This window comes from Bacteroides sp. D22 (assembly GCF_000163675.1).
In the GTDB taxonomy this organism is placed as follows: domain Bacteria; phylum Bacteroidota; class Bacteroidia; order Bacteroidales; family Bacteroidaceae; genus Bacteroides; species Bacteroides xylanisolvens.
In genome coordinates this window covers 205,549-221,789 of the sequence record NZ_GG774800.1, presented here as the reverse complement: position 1 = coordinate 221,789, position 16,241 = coordinate 205,549, and the positions used below count along the sequence as shown (strand labels likewise).

General features: G+C 41.9%; 16 protein-coding genes and 1 pseudogene. 10 read left to right on the top strand and 7 right to left on the bottom strand.

Annotated features, from left to right (window positions below):
- The first annotated feature begins 71 nt into the window (after positions 1-71).
- Positions 72-1,028: a D-2-hydroxyacid dehydrogenase gene (locus HMPREF0106_RS17295; RefSeq protein WP_008017346.1), complete on the top strand. Its 957-nt coding sequence runs from the start codon at positions 72-74 to the stop codon at positions 1,026-1,028.
- A gap of 248 nt (positions 1,029-1,276) precedes the next feature.
- On the opposite strand, the gene cydB is transcribed toward HMPREF0106_RS17295, so the two are convergent.
- Genes cydB through HMPREF0106_RS17310 form a run of 3 tightly spaced genes read right to left on the bottom strand, consistent with a single transcriptional unit; the run spans position 1,277 to position 4,257 of the window.
- A complete protein-coding gene (gene cydB, locus HMPREF0106_RS17300; RefSeq protein WP_009039448.1) occupies positions 1,277-2,419 on the bottom strand; it encodes a cytochrome d ubiquinol oxidase subunit II in 1,143 nt (380 codons plus the stop codon).
- 33 nt (positions 2,420-2,452) lie between these two features.
- Positions 2,453-4,000: a cytochrome ubiquinol oxidase subunit I gene (locus HMPREF0106_RS17305; protein ID WP_004313358.1), complete on the bottom strand. Its 1,548-nt coding sequence runs from the start codon at positions 3,998-4,000 to the stop codon at positions 2,453-2,455.
- 20 nt (positions 4,001-4,020) lie between these two features.
- Entirely contained in the window at positions 4,021-4,257 is a 237-nt protein-coding gene (locus tag HMPREF0106_RS17310; RefSeq protein WP_008643891.1) for a DUF4492 domain-containing protein, read from the bottom strand.
- A gap of 218 nt (positions 4,258-4,475) precedes the next feature.
- On the opposite strand from HMPREF0106_RS17310, the gene HMPREF0106_RS17315 reads away from it, so the two are divergent.
- The 9 genes from HMPREF0106_RS17315 (at position 4,476) to HMPREF0106_RS17350 (ending at position 13,575) form a co-directional block, all read left to right on the top strand.
- Complete coding sequence (locus tag HMPREF0106_RS17315; protein WP_009039447.1) at positions 4,476-5,873, top strand: TolC family protein; 1,398 nt, start codon at positions 4,476-4,478, stop codon at positions 5,871-5,873.
- A gap of 46 nt (positions 5,874-5,919) precedes the next feature.
- On the top strand, positions 5,920-7,140 hold the full coding sequence (locus HMPREF0106_RS17320) for an efflux RND transporter periplasmic adaptor subunit (RefSeq protein ID WP_009039446.1): 1,221 nt from the start codon (positions 5,920-5,922) through the stop codon (positions 7,138-7,140).
- Positions 7,141-7,188: 48 nt separating this feature from the next.
- Positions 7,189-7,932 carry an ABC transporter ATP-binding protein gene (locus HMPREF0106_RS17325; protein WP_032851147.1) on the top strand — a complete coding sequence of 248 codons (744 nt, stop codon included), beginning with the start codon at positions 7,189-7,191 and terminating at the stop codon, positions 7,930-7,932.
- A 177-nt stretch (positions 7,933-8,109) separates the two neighbouring features.
- Positions 8,110-9,330: an ABC transporter permease gene (locus tag HMPREF0106_RS17330; RefSeq protein WP_004313364.1), complete on the top strand. Its 1,221-nt coding sequence runs from the start codon at positions 8,110-8,112 to the stop codon at positions 9,328-9,330.
- A 38-nt stretch (positions 9,331-9,368) separates the two neighbouring features.
- On the top strand, positions 9,369-10,430 hold the full coding sequence (locus tag HMPREF0106_RS17335; protein WP_008643898.1) for a sensor histidine kinase: 1,062 nt from the start codon (positions 9,369-9,371) through the stop codon (positions 10,428-10,430).
- A 96-nt stretch (positions 10,431-10,526) separates the two neighbouring features.
- Positions 10,527-11,225, top strand: coding sequence for a LytR/AlgR family response regulator transcription factor (locus HMPREF0106_RS17340; protein ID WP_008775895.1), 699 nt, complete (start codon positions 10,527-10,529; stop codon positions 11,223-11,225).
- Positions 11,226-11,592: 367 nt separating this feature from the next.
- Positions 11,593-12,816 carry a site-specific integrase gene (locus HMPREF0106_RS17345; RefSeq protein WP_032851145.1) on the top strand — a complete coding sequence of 408 codons (1,224 nt, stop codon included), beginning with the start codon at positions 11,593-11,595 and terminating at the stop codon, positions 12,814-12,816.
- 97 nt (positions 12,817-12,913) lie between these two features.
- Positions 12,914-13,084: a hypothetical protein gene (locus HMPREF0106_RS27415; protein ID WP_004313367.1), complete on the top strand. Its 171-nt coding sequence runs from the start codon at positions 12,914-12,916 to the stop codon at positions 13,082-13,084.
- Between the two features lie 41 nt (positions 13,085-13,125).
- A complete protein-coding gene (locus HMPREF0106_RS17350; RefSeq protein ID WP_009039443.1) occupies positions 13,126-13,575 on the top strand; it encodes a DUF5053 domain-containing protein in 450 nt (149 codons plus the stop codon).
- Positions 13,576-13,874: 299 nt separating this feature from the next.
- Here HMPREF0106_RS17350 and HMPREF0106_RS17355 read toward each other — a convergent pair whose 3' ends face one another.
- The 4 genes and pseudogenes from HMPREF0106_RS17355 to HMPREF0106_RS28235 form a co-directional block, all read right to left on the bottom strand.
- Positions 13,875-14,492 carry a hypothetical protein gene (locus HMPREF0106_RS17355; protein ID WP_009039442.1) on the bottom strand — a complete coding sequence of 206 codons (618 nt, stop codon included), beginning with the start codon at positions 14,490-14,492 and terminating at the stop codon, positions 13,875-13,877.
- 125 nt (positions 14,493-14,617) lie between these two features.
- Positions 14,618-15,127: a hypothetical protein gene (locus HMPREF0106_RS17360; protein ID WP_009039441.1), complete on the bottom strand. Its 510-nt coding sequence runs from the start codon at positions 15,125-15,127 to the stop codon at positions 14,618-14,620.
- Positions 15,124-15,702 carry an N-acetylmuramoyl-L-alanine amidase gene (locus HMPREF0106_RS17365; RefSeq protein WP_009039440.1) on the bottom strand — a complete coding sequence of 193 codons (579 nt, stop codon included), beginning with the start codon at positions 15,700-15,702 and terminating at the stop codon, positions 15,124-15,126. The genes HMPREF0106_RS17360 and HMPREF0106_RS17365 overlap by 4 nt, the downstream gene beginning before the upstream one ends.
- Positions 15,686-15,976, bottom strand: a pseudogene (locus HMPREF0106_RS28235) (hypothetical protein); the annotation flags it as partial. The pseudogene HMPREF0106_RS28235 and the gene HMPREF0106_RS17365, both read right to left, overlap by 17 nt.
- Between the last annotated feature and the right edge of the window lie 265 nt (positions 15,977-16,241).

Here is a 16,241-nt window from a genome sequence, read left to right as displayed (position 1 = left end):
TAATCCGTGCCTATAATATCAATATGTTGTTAAGAAAACACGTATAACTTATTATTAATATTGAAATTGAAATGAAGATTGTAGTTTTAGACGGCTTTGCCGCCAATCCCGGAGATTTATCCTGGGAAGGTATGAAAGTTCTTGGAGAATGTACAATTTATGATCGTACAGCTCCGGAAGAGGTATTAGAACGTGCAGCCGGTGCAGAAGCAATTCTGACTAACAAGGTAATCATCAATGCAGACCACATGGCTGCACTGCCCGAACTGAAATATATCGGTGTATTGGCTACCGGATACAACGTGGTAGACACAGCTGCTGCCAAAGAACGGGGAATCGTCGTTACTAATATTCCTTCATACAGCACCGCTTCCGTTGCTCAAATGGTATTTTCGCATATCCTGAACATCACTCAACAAGTGCAACACCACTCCGAAGAAGTGCACAAAGGCCGTTGGACAAACAACAAAGATTTCTGTTTTTGGGACACTCCGTTGATGGAACTTCGGGATAAGAAAATCGGTCTGGTAGGATTGGGAAACACCGGATATACCACAGCGCGTGTTGCTATCGGATTCGGTATGCAAGTGTACGCATTGACTTCTAAATCTCACTTCCAGTTGCCACCGGAAATCAAAAAGATGGATTTGGATCAATTGTTCAGCGAATGCGATATTATCAGTTTGCACTGCCCGCTTACACCGGATACACGCGAAATGGTGAATGCACGCCGTCTTGCCATGATGAAGCCGACAGCCATCTTAATCAATACCGGTCGCGGACCGCTTATCAACGAACAAGATCTTGCAGATGCTTTGAACAGCGGTAAGATTTATGCAGCCGGCGTAGACGTGCTTTCTACCGAACCGCCTTGTGCCGATAATCCATTGCTGACAGCAAAGAACTGCTACATCACTCCGCACATTGCCTGGGCAACCATAGAGGCTCGCGAACGTCTGATGAATATTGCAATCAGCAATCTTCAGGCTTACATTTCTGGCAAACCGGAGAATGTAGTCAATAAATAATTAGCATTAGTGTAATTCATAACGAGGGTGTCATAATGCCCGAAGTGTTTAGGCACACACGTTAAGTATAAAATATATAAAAAGCTCCCCTTATTTTATCTCTCTACCATGACTTAGAGTGATGTTAAATAAGGGGAGTTTATTTGTTCCGACTAGAATCTCTATTTCAAAATTCTATATGGACAATGTATGAGTGTATGGACAAAATTATTAATACACAGACAAAAGACTAATATGCAAATGATATATTAGTATGAGTGTCCTCCTTCATCCATTTCTTTCTCGGTAATCTTATGCCGGTCGATGCTACGCCAAGCGTAGAAAATATAAGCAATCACGAACGGAACAAGAATGGAAACATAAGCCATTGTTTTCAGTGTAAATTCACTGGAGCAGCTATTGGCTAATGTCAATGAGCTTTGCAGGTCAGTGTATGACGGATAATAGGCAGTGTTGTTGTACCCTGCTACCAGTAGCAAAGATAAAACAGTCAGCACCGTACCGATTCCTGCAAACCAGATACCTTTATCAAAAGTCTTTTTAAGCAATGTTTTTCCGATACCGAAAAGAACCAGTACCACTCCAATCAGGAATAAAGCCAGCACTACCGGCATTTCGATAAAGTTTGTGAGATACTTGTATGGCTGCATATAAATTTCCTGCGTTTCCGGGTTAACGGCAAAGCCTTCGGACACCAATGTACGAATGACAAACGACAAAAAGAATACAAGGAACAAGACTGTGTTATTGCGTACTGCGCGACGACATTTGTCGGTCAGTTCTTTGTCATCAATATTATTAATGAAATAGAGTGATCCCAATACACGGGCAAGAAAGAAGACAGCCAATCCGAGAATTACATTCCAGATATTCGTCAACGCATCCAACCCGTGCCAGCCATTTCCCCAATGACTGATTACCGGCATTATAGTGTCTGTCATATTGGCCTTATTAATATAGAAATCAGAACCGGTGAAGAAAGTAGCCACCGCCCCGCCAAGTAACACAGGACCCACTACCCCATTAATCACCAAGAAAGTCTGATATGTCTTTTTACCTAACAGATTTCCTGCCTTACTCTGAAACTCATAACTGACAGCCTGCAATACAAAACTGAAAAGTATAATCATCCAAAGCCAATAAGCACCACCGAAACTGGTACTGTAGAACAACGGGAAAGAAGCAAAGAAAGCTCCTCCAAACGTCACCAACGTAGTAAACGTAAACTCCCACTTACGCCCGGTAGAATTCACCATCATCTTACGATGCTCTTCGGTTTTACCCAGACAGAACAATAATGAATTACCTCCCTGCACAAACAATAAGAACACGAGTATGGCTCCCAGCAAGGAAACGACAAGCCACCAATATTGTTGCAAAAATATATACATAAGTTTCAAGTATTAAGTAATAAGTATTAAGTATTATGCGTCCGGTCCTTTCTTGATAGCTTTCACCATAATTCCGACACCTGCAATCAGCATCACTGTAAACAGGAGCAGGAAGATAAAGAACGTAGTTTGCACGGAGCTTACATCCAGTTTGGAGATAGCAGCCATCGTAGGCAACATATCACGGATAGCCCACGGCTGACGACCACATTCGGCAACCACCCATCCGGCTTGTCCGGCGATGTAACCCAAAGGAATTGTCAGCAGAGCAATCCAGTGCATCCAGCGCATCTTACTCAAATCCTTTTTATAGATAAAGAAAAGAACGACTATAAAGAACAGGATGAAATATCCGCCCAAGATTACCATTATACGGAATGCGTAGAAGTTGAGAGGAACATTCGGAACCAGTTGGTTCACGTCTTTGATATATCCGTAGCCAAAATAGGGAATATTTTCCTGCAATACATTATATGCAATCTTTGCATCCTCCTCGTGTCCGGCACTCTTTGCAGCACGATAGGCAGCTAATGCGCCGATAGCCGTTTTACCACGTTCTATCTTCTCGGCAGCAGAGAGAGCCTTCGATCCGTCTTTCAACTGATACCCACCTTCGATGATATTCGTAATGCCCGGAACGTAACCGTCCACATTACGCTCGGCAAGGAAAGAAAGCATACTCGGGATTTCAAAACGGAAGAGGAAAGGATCTTTCCCATCGTTGTAAGTCTTCTTTTCAGGGTTCAATACTCCTATTCCGACCAGACCGACATTCGTTCCGCCTTCATACAGACCTTCCACTGCTGCCAGTTTCATCGGTTGTGTCTGGGCAATCTGATAACCGGAACCGTCACCCGTCCAAACAGAAAGCAACGATGCTACCAATCCGAAGATTGCACCAATCTTGATACTGGCCAGTGCAAACTCACGATTTCGTTTCTTCAGCAAGTACCAACAACTGATACCGACCACAAAAATAGCACCCAACACCCAGCCGGACAATACCGTGTGGAAGAACTTATTGACTGCTACAGGCGAGGTAGCCACCGCCCAAAAATCAACCATCTCATTACGGACAGTGTCAGGATTGAATTCCATGCCTACCGGATGCTGCATCCATGCGTTGGCAACGAGAATCCACCACGCAGAAATCGTAGCTCCCAATCCTGTCAGCCAGGTGGAAGCCAAGTGGAAACGTTTACTTACTTTTCCCCATCCGAAGAACATAACCGCGATAAACGTAGCTTCCATAAAGAATGCCAGAATACCTTCAATAGCCAACGGAGCACCGAAGATATCCCCTACAAACCACGAATAATTGCTCCAGTTCGTACCGAATTCAAACTCCAGAATCAACCCCGTTGCCACACCGATGGCAAAGTTAATACCGAAAAGTTTCATCCAAAACTGGGCAGTCTTTTTCCAAAATTCGTTGCCTGTTTTATAATACAGCGTCTCCATGATTCCCATCACCACTGCCAGTCCAAGTGTGAGGGGAACAAAAATCCAGTGGTACATGGCTGTCATCGCAAATTGGGCTCTCGACCAATCGATCAGCGAGGTGTCAATACTTTCAATCATAATCCTATGTAGTTTAAGAGTTAAAAATCAGTAGATTTATCGGGGATGGCACGTTCTATCAGTTCATTTCCCACGTATGTACCTTTATCGGCATCCGTTGGGTGGTCGCCGAGGAAATCAGGGAAAAAGAACATTTTGAGGATGAAGAACATGACGAATAATTTCAGCAAAATAATAACCCATAGGGTACGTCCTAAGGTCATACTACGGAAACCATCCAAATAGAAGTTCCAGATCGTAAGCAGTGTATTCTTCATATGTTTACGTTATAATTTGTAATGAGTACAAATATACATTTTTTATAATTAAAACAAACAAGTAGTCAAAAAAGTTGCAAGATTTGTCGTGTTTTTCTTCAAAAACCTACCTATCGACAGAAAAAAATCATTTAACGGCGAAATAACGTCATCCGTCTATCGTTTTTGCGGCATATATAATATGTACGTACCTTCGCTAACAGTAAATCAATAGAAGTATGAATATGATAAATGTAAGAAGATTGACAGTGATGACATTTCTTGGAGCAGGTATGCTGTCCGGCATATCTGCCCAGGTTTCTCCGCTGCAAGTCGATACGCTGAAAGAAACGAAAATCCCGGATCAATGGGACTTGCAGTCATGCATCGACTATGCAAAGGAACAGAACATTACAATTCGTAAGAACCGGATCACTGCGGTCAGCACGCAGATTGATGTGAAGACAGCTAAAGCTGCCTTGTTTCCCAGCCTTTCGTTTTCTACCGGCCATCAGGTGGTGAATCGTCCGTATCAGGAGACAAGTAGCCGGGTGAGCGGTAGCGAGATTATCAGTAGCAACAGCAAAACGAGCTACAACGGTAATTATGGACTGAATGCTTCGTGGACTCTATATAATGGTAATAAACGACTAAAAACGATCCAACAGGAGAAGTTGAATAATCAGATGGCCGAGCTGGATGTGGCGACTTCCGAAAATAATATTCAAGAGTCCATCGCTCAAGTATATATCCAGATTCTTTATGCAGCCGAATCTGTGAAAGTAAACGAAAACACCCTGCAAGTTTCCATTGCGCAGCGCGACCGAGGACAGGAACTTCTGAATGCCGGAAGTATTGCCAAAAGCGACCTCGCGCAACTGGAAGCACAGGTGAGCACCGACCGATACCAACTTGTCACAGCGCAAGCCACTCTTGAAGATTACAAATTACAACTGAAACAACTGCTCGAACTGGATGGGGAGAATGAAATGAACATCTACCTCCCTGCCCTGTCCGACGAAAATGTACTGGCTCCGCTGCCTACCAAAAGAGATGTGTACATCAGCGCATTGAGCCTTCGTCCGGAGATTGAAGCGAGCAAACTGAATGTAGAGGCTTCTGAACTGGGTATCAATATCGCTAAATCGAGCTATTTCCCTACCATCAGCCTTAGCGCAGGAATCGGAACCAACCATACCAGCGGCAGCGACTTTACCTTCGGAGAACAAGTGAAGAACGGATGGAACAACTCTATCGGACTGTCTGTCAGTGTGCCTATCTTCAATAACCGTCAAACGAAAAGTGCCGTACAAAAAGCTAAATTGCAGTACGAAACGAGCATGTTATCCTTGCTTGACGAACAAAAGGCACTGTACAAAACCATTGAAAGCCTTTGGCTGGATGCCAACAGCGCGCAACAGCGTTATGCTGCCGCAAACGAAAAGCTGAAAAGTACACAAATCAGCTATGAGTTGATTAGCGAACAGTTTAATCTGGGAATGAAGAATACCGTAGAACTCCTTACTGAAAAGAATAATTTGCTGCAAGCACAGCAGGAACAGCTTCAGGCTAAATATATGGCTATACTGAATACGCAGTTGCTGAAGTTCTATCAGGGAGATCAATTAGCTTTATAAAGAGTATAAAATCAGCATTATAAATAAGTAAAAGCATAATAAACGAATGAAAACGAAAAAGATTATTCTAATCGCCGTAGTAGTCGTTGTGGTTGTAGGAGCAGGAATATGGCTCTTTGCCGGTTCACCCGCCAAACACAAAGTGACGTACGCCACCGCTACTATCAGTAAAGGCGATATTTCAAATTCGGTGACTGCTACCGGAACGATCGAACCGGTGACAGAAGTAGAAGTCGGTACGCAGGTGTCCGGTATCATCGACAAAATTTACGTAGACTACAACTCGGAAGTAACCAAAGGACAACTGATTGCTGAGATGGACCGCGTCACATTGCAAAGTGAACTGGCCTCACAGCAGGCAACTTACGATGGTGCGAAAGCTGAATATGAATATCAGAAAAAGAATTATGAACGCAGCAAAGGCTTGCACGAAAAGTCATTGATTAGCGATACGGACTTCGAACAGGCACTCTACAATTATCAGAAAGCGAAAAGCAGCTATGACAGCAGTAAGGCATCGCTCGCGAAAGCGGAACGTAACCTATCTTACGCTACCATTACTTCACCGATTGACGGAGTTGTTATCAGCCGTGATGTAGAAGCAGGACAAACCGTTGCTTCCGGATTCGAAACTCCGACTCTGTTCACCATTGCTGCCGACCTGACACAAATGCAGGTAGTAGCCGATGTGGATGAAGCGGATATAGGCGGTGTAATGGAAGGTCAGCGTGCCAGCTTCACGGTAGATGCTTATCCGAATGATGTATTCGAAGGTGTGGTTACACAGATTCGTTTGGGCGACGCAAGCAGTACGAGCAGCACGAGCAGCACTACCACCGTAGTTACCTACGAGGTAGTCATCTCTGCCCCCAACCCCGACTTGAAACTAAAACCGCGTTTGACGGCTAATGTCACGATTTATATCCTTGACAAAAAAGACGTATTGTCCGTTCCGAACAAAGCCTTACGATTCACACCGGAAAAACCGCTGATCGGTAAAAATGACATCGTGAAAGATTGCGAAGGCGAACATAAACTTTGGACGCACGAAGGAACTACATTCACCGCTCATCCGGTAGAAGTGGGAATCAGCAACGGCATATCCACCGAAATTATCAGTGGTATTCCTGAAGGGACAAAGGTGGTAACAGAAGCTACTATAGGTGTAATGCCCGGTGAAAACATGGGCCCTGAAGGAAATATGGAAAATGGTGGAGAAAGAAGTCCGTTCATGCCGGGCCCTCCGGGAAGTAAGAAGAAAAAATAATTATTCAATGTGCCAATAACGAATTGGCGCATTAGCACATTATTTACAATGAAAAAAGTAATTGAAATACAAAATATCAAACGTAACTTTCAGGTAGGCGACGAAACCGTTCACGCATTGCGGGGCGTTTCGTTCAATATCAATGAAGGGGAGTTTGTCACCATCATGGGTACTTCCGGTTCGGGAAAATCCACGCTGCTTAATATATTAGGCTGCCTGGACACCCCGACAAGCGGAGAGTATCTGCTCAACGATATTCCCGTACGTACGATGAGCAAGCCTCAACGTGCGGTACTAAGAAACCGGAAGATTGGATTCGTGTTCCAAAGCTACAACCTGTTGCCTAAAACAACGGCTGTGGAAAATGTGGAACTACCGCTGATGTATAACTCTGCCGTCAGTGCTTCCGAACGTCGCCGACGTGCCATCGAGTCTTTACAGGCCGTAGGATTGGGGGATCGTCTGGAACACAAATCCAACCAGATGTCCGGCGGACAGATGCAACGGGTAGCCATTGCACGTGCCTTGGTCAACAATCCGGCAGTGATTCTTGCCGACGAAGCGACCGGAAACCTCGATAGCCGTACTTCCTTCGAGATACTTGTACTGTTTCAGAAACTTCATGCAGAGGGACGTACGATTATCTTTGTGACACATAATCCCGAACTTTCGCAATATAGCAGCCGGAATATCCGGCTGCGTGACGGTCAGGTTATAGAAGATACGACCAATCCCAAAATTCTGTCTGCCGCCGAAGCACTGGCGGCATTGCCAAAGAACGACGAGGATTAATTAATGTGATAAGGAGTAATGAAGTTATAAGAAGCAATTCATGTGATAAGGAACAATGAAGTTATAAGATGATATGCTTAGAGCATCACGCCAACATTTTACAGTCTCATAACTTTATAACCTTATAATAGCCTTATAATTTCATAACTCCATTAATAACTCCATAACTTTATAAACATGAATGGAACTAATTTATTAAAGATAGCTCTCCGGGCATTGGCGAACAATAAGCTGCGTGCTTTTCTAACCATGCTCGGTATCATTATCGGTGTTGCTTCCGTCATCACGATGCTGGCTATCGGACAAGGTTCGAAGAAAAGCATCCAGCAGCAGATTTCCGAGATGGGATCGAACATGATTATGATTCATCCGGGAGCCGATATGCGTGGAGGTGTCCGGCAGGACCCGTCTGCGATGCAGACCTTGAAGCTAGCCGACTACGAGGCCTTGCGCGATGAGACCAGTTTCCTGTCTGCCATCAGTCCCAATGTCTCGTCATCGGGACAGCTTATTGCCGGTAACAACAACTATCCGGCTTCGGTGAACGGTGTCGGAACAGAATATCTCGATATTCGCCAACTGACTGTTGAGAACGGAGATATGTTTACAGAAGCTGACATACAGAGCTCGGCCAAAGTGTGCGTGATTGGAAAGACCATAGTCGACAATCTGTTTCCGGACGGAAGTGATCCGGTTGGTAAGATTATCCGTTTCAACAAAATACCTTTCCGTGTAGTAGGAGTGCTCAAAGCAAAAGGGTACAACTCTATGGGACAAGACCAGGATGCCGTAGTGCTTGCACCATATACCACCGTGATGAAACGTCTGCTTGCCGTTACGTATTTGCAGGGAGTGTTTGCCTCTGCCCTCACCGAAGATATGACGGACTATGCAACTGACGAAATCAGTACAATCCTCCGCCGCAACCATAAACTGAAGGCTTCGGATAACGATGATTTCACCATCCGCACCCAACAGGAATTGAGCACGATGCTCAACTCAACCACCGATTTGATGACTACCCTGCTTGCTTGCATCGCAGGTATTTCGCTGGTAGTGGGTGGTATCGGGATTATGAATATCATGTATGTATCCGTTACGGAGCGTACCCGTGAAATCGGTCTGCGTATGTCTGTCGGCGCACGCGGGGTCGACATTCTAAGTCAATTCCTCATCGAAGCCATCATGATTAGTATCACGGGAGGTATCATCGGAGTGATTATCGGCTGCGGAGCCAGCTGGATTGTCAAGAGCGTAGCGCATTGGCCTATCTATATCCAGCCGTGGAGCGTATTCCTCTCCTTCGCAGTATGTACAGTTACAGGAGTCTTCTTCGGATGGTATCCGGCTAAGAAAGCAGCAGATTTAGATCCGATAGAAGCCATCAGATACGAATAAAATGGATAATTACCAATAAAAGAATTATCTTTGTCTTTATGAAACAAACCTTTACATCCGCACGTCGTCCCCTAGAAGTACTGATACATATTATCAGCTGGGGGATTATGTTCGGTTTCCCGTTCTTCTTCGTCGAACGTGGGAACGGGAACATTAATTGGATGGCTTATACACGCCACCTTGCCGTACCACTCTCTTTCATGATTGTGTTCTACGTGAATTATTTCATTCTTGTGCCGCGCTATCTTTTCCAGAGTCAGGCCAAAAGATATGTGGTCTACAATATTATCTTTTTATGTGCCATCGGTGTGTTGCTTCATCTCTGGCAAAGTCTGACGTTCGATCCGTCATTCGCTCCCAAATCAAAAAGACCAGGGATGCCTCCGGGATGGTTGTTTTTCCTTAGGGATATGTTGAGTCTCGTATTCACTATCGGACTAAGTGCCGCTATCCGCATGAGTGCCCGATGGACACAGAATGAAGCTGCCCGAAAAGAGGCGGAACGGAATCGTGCGGAAGCGGAACTGAAGAACCTGCGAAACCAACTGAACCCTCACTTTCTGCTGAATACGCTGAATAACATCTATGCATTGATTGCATTTGATTCGGACAAGGCGCAACAGGCAGTTCAGGAGTTGAGCAAACTGCTTCGTTATGTGTTATATGATAACCAGCAGACATACGTTCCTCTCTGTAAGGAGGTCGATTTTATCCGCAATTACATCGAACTGATGCGCATCCGTCTGTCCGCCAACGTGCAAATGATTACTAAATTCGATATTCAGCCCGACAGTCAGACGCTCATTGCCCCGCTTATCTTTATCTCTTTGATAGAGAACGCTTTCAAGCATGGCATCTCCCCTACTGAATCGAGTTTCATCAGTATTCATATTTTGGAGAATGATAAGGAAGTGATTTGTGAAATCCGCAATAGTAATCATCCTAAGACAGTGGAGGATAAGAGTGGATCGGGCGTGGGATTGGAACAAGTCAGCCGTCGGTTGGAGATACTTTATCCCGGAGCTTATACGTGGTTGAAAGGCGTCTCAAAAGACGAAAAGGTATACGAATCGAGATTGAGTATCAAGATTAGAGAGTAGAAAGAAAAACGTTCAGTATAAAATGTCAAGTACCAATGTTTAGTATAAAGCGTCAAGTACAAGATTTTGGATATAAAACTTTAGATATAAAATAGTATGATGTTACGTTGTGCAATCGTTGACGATGAGCCTTTAGCTCTTAGCTTGTTAGAGAGTTATGTGAGTAAGACTCCGTTCCTGCAACTTGCAGGAAAGTATTCCAGTGCGGTTCAGGCGATGAAAGAATTGCCGGGCGAAGAGGTCGACCTCCTGTTTCTGGACATTCAGATGCCGGAGCTTAACGGTCTGGAGTTCTCGAAGATGGTAGATCCGCATACCCGTATTGTGTTTACCACCGCTTTCGGACAGTATGCCATCGACGGTTATCGTGTCAACGCACTCGATTACCTGCTGAAACCAATCTCATACGTTGATTTCCTGCAAGCTGCCAACAAAGCTCTCCAATGGTTCGAACTCGTGCAGAAACCGGAAGAGATAGACAGTATCTTTGTGAAAAGTGACTACAAACTGGTACAAGTGGACTTGAAGAAAATCATGTATATCGAAGGACTGAAAGATTACATCAAAATATATACGGAAGACGCTCCCAAACCTATCCTGTCACTGATGAGTATGAAAGCCATGGAAGAGCTCTTGCCATCCAGTCGTTTCATACGTGTGCACCGCTCCTTCATCGTACAGAAAGATAAAATACGTGTGATTGACCGCGGACGTATCGTGTTTGACAAGACATATATTCCTATCAGCGATAGTTACAAGCAAGTTTTTCAGACTTTTCTTGACGAAAGGAGCTGATTATTCATTATTTTATCGGTAAAAAAGTGATTTTTGTCGATTATAGTTTGCCAAAATCCGTTTTATATCTACCTTTGCAAAGAACAGAAAGGGATTGTGAAATTCCAAGAATAGAATAGTTTAGTTAAGTCTAGTTTAGTTTTTGTGTTGATCGGAAGCCTGCGAGCGAGCATGAGCTTCCGATTTTTATTTTATTGATATACAGCATATTAAAAGCACAATCGAACTATTTTTCTTATCAATTAGTAGTCTATATTAGAGAACAAAAACGTCACTTTTGACGCTATAAAATGGTCGGATTATGGTCGGAAAATTCCCCGATTAGAATCTGATTATAAGCAAATTACAATAGGATGTTAAAAAAATAATGGTCGAAAACGCCATTTTTACCCTAAAAACACAAATTATGGCTACATTAACATTGGTAATAGTTCCCGCAAAGAAGTTATCAGACGGGACACACAAAATAAGAATTCGAGTCGCACACAACTCTGAAACGAGATTCATCACCACGGATATAGTGGTAAGAGAAAACGAGTTTAAGAACGGGAAAATAGTACACCGTCCAAACAAAGAGTTTCTCAATACGAAATTACAACAGCTATACAACCTTTATTTCAAGCGATACATGGAACTGGACTACCCCGATTCACTCACGTGCACGCAATTAGTCAAAATGATAACTAACCCGTTAAACGGAGAGAAGCACCGTAAGTTCGAAGATGTCGTGGATGAATATCTGTCCCAAATAGATGAAGAAGAACGTACCAAGACATACAAACTCTATCGGCTGGCCACAAACAAGTTTATGCAATTCATCGGGAACGGTTCTCTCATGGAACATATTACCCCTATCAGAATGAACCAGTACATATCATGGCTCAAAAAGACAAAGCTGTCAAGCACCACAATTAACATCTACATAACCCTGCTAAAGGTTATCATTAACTATGCTATAAAGATGAGATACGTCACCTACGATATCGACCCTTTCATCACAGCCAGAATTCCATCAGCTCAAAAGAGGGAAACGCAAATCACCGTCGAAGAACTCAAGACAATCAGGGATGCCAATTTAGAGCATTACAATCTCAACGTCACACGGGACATTTTCATGCTTACTTATTATCTTGCCGGCATGAACCTAGTAGACATACTAGCATACGATTTCCGGACGGATGAAATAAACTACATCCGGAAAAAGACCAAAAACACCAAAGAAGGGGACTCCCTGATTTCCTTTTCCATTCCCGAAGAAGCAAAGCCCATTATAAAAAAGTATATGAAAAAGAATACAGGGAAAATCATATTCGGGAAATACAAGAACTATACCTCCTGCTATAACCTGCTGGCCAGGAAAATCAGTCAATTAGGCAAGGTGGCAGGAATCAGGCATAAATTCACCCTATATTCAGCCCGCAAATCTTTCGTCCAACATGGATATGACCTGGGAATTCCTCTTAGTACACTGGAATACTGTATCGGGCAATCAATGAAAGAAGATAGACCAATCTTCAACTATGTCACAATAATGAGAAAACACGCTGATAAAGCAATCAGGGAAATACTTGACAACTTGAAAAATGAATAATCACATATAAAATAAATCACTAAGAATTTGCATAATAACCAAATGCTTATTATCTTTGTAGTGTCAAATAAGAGTTCTTAATTTTAATGTTTAACTGATGAAAGATGAAGAAAAAAAAGAATTAGAACAAGAGTATGAGAATTTAAAACTTCTCGCTTCATTTCACGAGGCCTATGGGGTTCCTGAAAATGCCAAAGAACGGGAAGCGCTTATAAATGACATACTCGATCGGATGAACGAAATCCAAGAGAAATTAAAAAAGTTGTAATTAACATCCCTCCCTTCGGGGAGGGACAAACATTAAAAGCTATGGTAGATTGGAATGATTGCCTGCCAACAAAAGAAATGCAGGCTGACTTTGAAAGATTCAAAGAACTAAAAACCACAGAAGAAAAAGAAGCTTTCAAAAAGGAAATGCAGGATAAATATAATAAACTACCGGAAGCCCAAAAGGAAGCCTACAAAAAAGCATCTGAAACTGGGCTAAAAGCAACGGTAAACGCCTGCAATGATTATATAGAAAGAGCGGAAGAAGCCATATTACGTGATAAACTTGGAGAATTGCCCGAAGCAATCTCATTCAGTTATATTGCAAAGAAATATTTTGGTAAAAGTAGAAACTGGCTATATCAGCGTATTAACGGGAATATGGTCAACGGGAAAAAGGCTCGCTTTACTGACAATGAACTCAAAACGTTCCTGAACGCTTTGAACGATGTTAGCGAAATGATTCATCAGACATCATTAAAAATCAGTTAAGCTCTTATTTGACACCATCCCTGCATTTGAGCCGATGCAGGGATTTTTATTGCTTTATCAAAAAATAGTAGTATCTTTGCAACATCAAGATAATACGGACATAATTCGGATTATTTTGGTTTGACTTTGGTGAGGGGGTGGTTCCCCTCACTTTTTTTATATCCTTACCGAACTTTTCAATTATATATTAGTACTATCTTATGTAACCCTTCCAAGGAGTTTGATTGTGTGCTGTTGATAGGGAGGGCTACAAAACAAAGAGGTAGCTATTCGGCTACCTCTTACTCATATCATTATTTCTATTTATTATCAGCTTTCTGTTTTGCATTATCTACTACAGAAATAATTTCAAAATGCAACTTCATTATTTCATTATATTGCTCCTTATCTTTAGGTATATCAATATATTTAAGATTATTAATGATAGGGTATATCATTTCAATACAGTCATCAGTTTGTAGAAAATGAGACATTTCTGAATATAACTGCTGATATCTCGCAAGCAAAATATCTCCAGGTGTTGAATATAGATTATCACATACAATTGAACTTACTCGTGCCGCAAATCCAAGCAATGTTCCTCTTTCTACTACAGATAAAATACCAAAAGCATTTGCTACTCCAACTCTTGCTGTATGAAGATTACCAGTAACAGATTGTTTGTATGCCTCAAGCTCCGCGCGTTGTTTTTCTACCTGCTCCACTTGCTTTCTTACTTCACGTAACTCAAGGAAGTTAGCGATTTGGAAACCAACAACAATCGTTACACAGATTCCAATTAATGAGGCTATAATACCAATGAAAGCATCAGTTGTTATAGTACCATTATTTTTAATATTTCCCCAAAATGTTAAAGCAATACACGCTATATTTGTTGCAATAGAGATGGTTACAATTATAATGTTTCTTTTATTCATATTCTTTTTCAATGCATAATACAGTTACTCAAACGCAAATATAGTAAAATATTTATTCTATATTTAATATTAGTGACTTTTTTGCAAGACACTCTATACAAGTAAATCTCTATACAACAAGTGCATTACTTGTTTCTATAACCATAATGCAGAAAAATAATTATTAATAAGCCAACAATAGCACAATACAATTTACCTTTATATATATCCCACCAAGAAATCTCTACTATCTTCTCTTTCAGATTCAACATAACATCAACTTTACCATTTAACGAATCCAACCTATTAGAAAACTGTTTCAAAGCTAAAGATAATGTTTCATCTATTTCCATTCGTTCTTGCTCTCTCTTAGATGCAGTAGTAGTACTTTCTTTTATAGGATATTGTTTCCCGATTGAATCAGGAGAAGAAAAATAAACTGTTGTATTTTCAATCTTCAAATCACTCAATTTGTCAGTCGTAATCTTCGTTTGTTTACTTACATCAGTTCTTAGCGACTCAACAGCATTTCGAAGGAACTGAAATTCTCCCCTATAATCCACCTGTTTTTGCATTCCAATATTGCGAGAAGTCTTACATGAAGCAAACCATATTCCTAATGTTAAGAACATGGTTATATAGATTAGCATTTTCATACTTTCAGATATTTACAAATTCCTTTCACATGAAGAGAAACAATAGTCCGTTTCCCCTCCTCTGACAGCAGGAAATCCACATCTTCTTTGTTATCCTGAAACAGATTCTCCGTCAGAACAGCCGGACACTTCGTATGTTTCAAGATATAAAAACTACTCTCCTTATCTGGATCACCGTCTGCCATATCCTTCCGTATTTTCATTCCAAACAAACATTCTTCAGCAGTAGCATACAGACAGTCAGCCAGCTTATCGGCTTTTGTCTGTCCCACACTGGTCCATGCTTCCCAACCACGTGCTTGCATCCAATTTAAACCATTACCGGCTGCATTGCAATGGATAGAAATAAGAATTGCTTCAGAAGTCTTATATTCATTCACTCGCCTACAACGTTCTGACAAAGGAACATCTATTTCCTCTTTCACAACCAGTTCCGCATCAATACCTAATTTACGCAATTCAAATACTACACGCCCAGCAATTTCACGGGTATAGGAGTATTCCCTTAACCTGCCATCTGGAGAACACTTACCCGGAGTATTGCTACCGTGACCGTTATCAATCAATATTTTCATATCTTTCCTCTTTATCTAGTTCGTTTTCGATTCTATCAATAATTCCTTGTACATGTGTAGGCGTAGCCCGCTTAAATTCAAAACGTATTACATGGTAAATTATACGAAACCCTTTGTTTCTAGGATAAGCAATAATCAGATTCTTAAATGCGTTCTGAAGATATACATAAGAAAATACATACGTAATAGTCTTAATAACTAACAATGAGTTCTCACCGTCTCCTATCAAGCTCATAAAGGAGAAGACTACCTCAATGATTATAAGACCTAAAATCCGCAACTATCATCCAATACACGATTAAGGGTAGATTTATGAGTCGTTAGTAGCAGCTTTCAGTAAAAAGCAACAGCACAACATCAATATGTAGCCACCATCCCCTTACCCCACGATGCGACTTGAGGTAATACGCAGATTCTAACCGGAAAGAAAGGATTCTTATCCGAATTCTGTTTTGAAAGGTCTTGCATAAGCCCGGTTTTCTGTATAGATATTCAGCACGTATTGCCTTGCTGTCATGATCCACTTGGCAGGTACGGAG

Excerpts from the sequence above, each read along its gene's own strand:
- HMPREF0106_RS17295 (WP_008017346.1), top strand. The coding sequence starts at position 72 with ATGAAGATTGTAGTTTTAGACGGCTTTGCCGCCAATCCCGGAGATTTA.
- cydB (WP_009039448.1), bottom strand. The coding sequence starts at position 2,419 with ATGTATATATTTTTGCAACAATATTGGTGGCTTGTCGTTTCCTTGCTG.
- HMPREF0106_RS17305 (WP_004313358.1), bottom strand. The coding sequence starts at position 4,000 with ATGATTGAAAGTATTGACACCTCGCTGATCGATTGGTCGAGAGCCCAA.
- HMPREF0106_RS17310 (WP_008643891.1), bottom strand. The coding sequence starts at position 4,257 with ATGAAGAATACACTGCTTACGATCTGGAACTTCTATTTGGATGGTTTC.
- HMPREF0106_RS17315 (WP_009039447.1), top strand. The coding sequence starts at position 4,476 with ATGAATATGATAAATGTAAGAAGATTGACAGTGATGACATTTCTTGGA.
- HMPREF0106_RS17320 (WP_009039446.1), top strand. The coding sequence starts at position 5,920 with ATGAAAACGAAAAAGATTATTCTAATCGCCGTAGTAGTCGTTGTGGTT.
- HMPREF0106_RS17325 (WP_032851147.1), top strand. The coding sequence starts at position 7,189 with ATGAAAAAAGTAATTGAAATACAAAATATCAAACGTAACTTTCAGGTA.
- HMPREF0106_RS17330 (WP_004313364.1), top strand. The coding sequence starts at position 8,110 with ATGAATGGAACTAATTTATTAAAGATAGCTCTCCGGGCATTGGCGAAC.
- HMPREF0106_RS17335 (WP_008643898.1), top strand. The coding sequence starts at position 9,369 with ATGAAACAAACCTTTACATCCGCACGTCGTCCCCTAGAAGTACTGATA.
- HMPREF0106_RS17340 (WP_008775895.1), top strand. The coding sequence starts at position 10,527 with ATGATGTTACGTTGTGCAATCGTTGACGATGAGCCTTTAGCTCTTAGC.
- HMPREF0106_RS17345 (WP_032851145.1), top strand. The coding sequence starts at position 11,593 with ATGGTCGAAAACGCCATTTTTACCCTAAAAACACAAATTATGGCTACA.
- HMPREF0106_RS27415 (WP_004313367.1), top strand. The coding sequence starts at position 12,914 with ATGAAAGATGAAGAAAAAAAAGAATTAGAACAAGAGTATGAGAATTTA.
- HMPREF0106_RS17350 (WP_009039443.1), top strand. The coding sequence starts at position 13,126 with ATGGTAGATTGGAATGATTGCCTGCCAACAAAAGAAATGCAGGCTGAC.
- HMPREF0106_RS17355 (WP_009039442.1), bottom strand. The coding sequence starts at position 14,492 with ATGAATAAAAGAAACATTATAATTGTAACCATCTCTATTGCAACAAAT.
- HMPREF0106_RS17360 (WP_009039441.1), bottom strand. The coding sequence starts at position 15,127 with ATGAAAATGCTAATCTATATAACCATGTTCTTAACATTAGGAATATGG.
- HMPREF0106_RS17365 (WP_009039440.1), bottom strand. The coding sequence starts at position 15,702 with ATGAAAATATTGATTGATAACGGTCACGGTAGCAATACTCCGGGTAAG.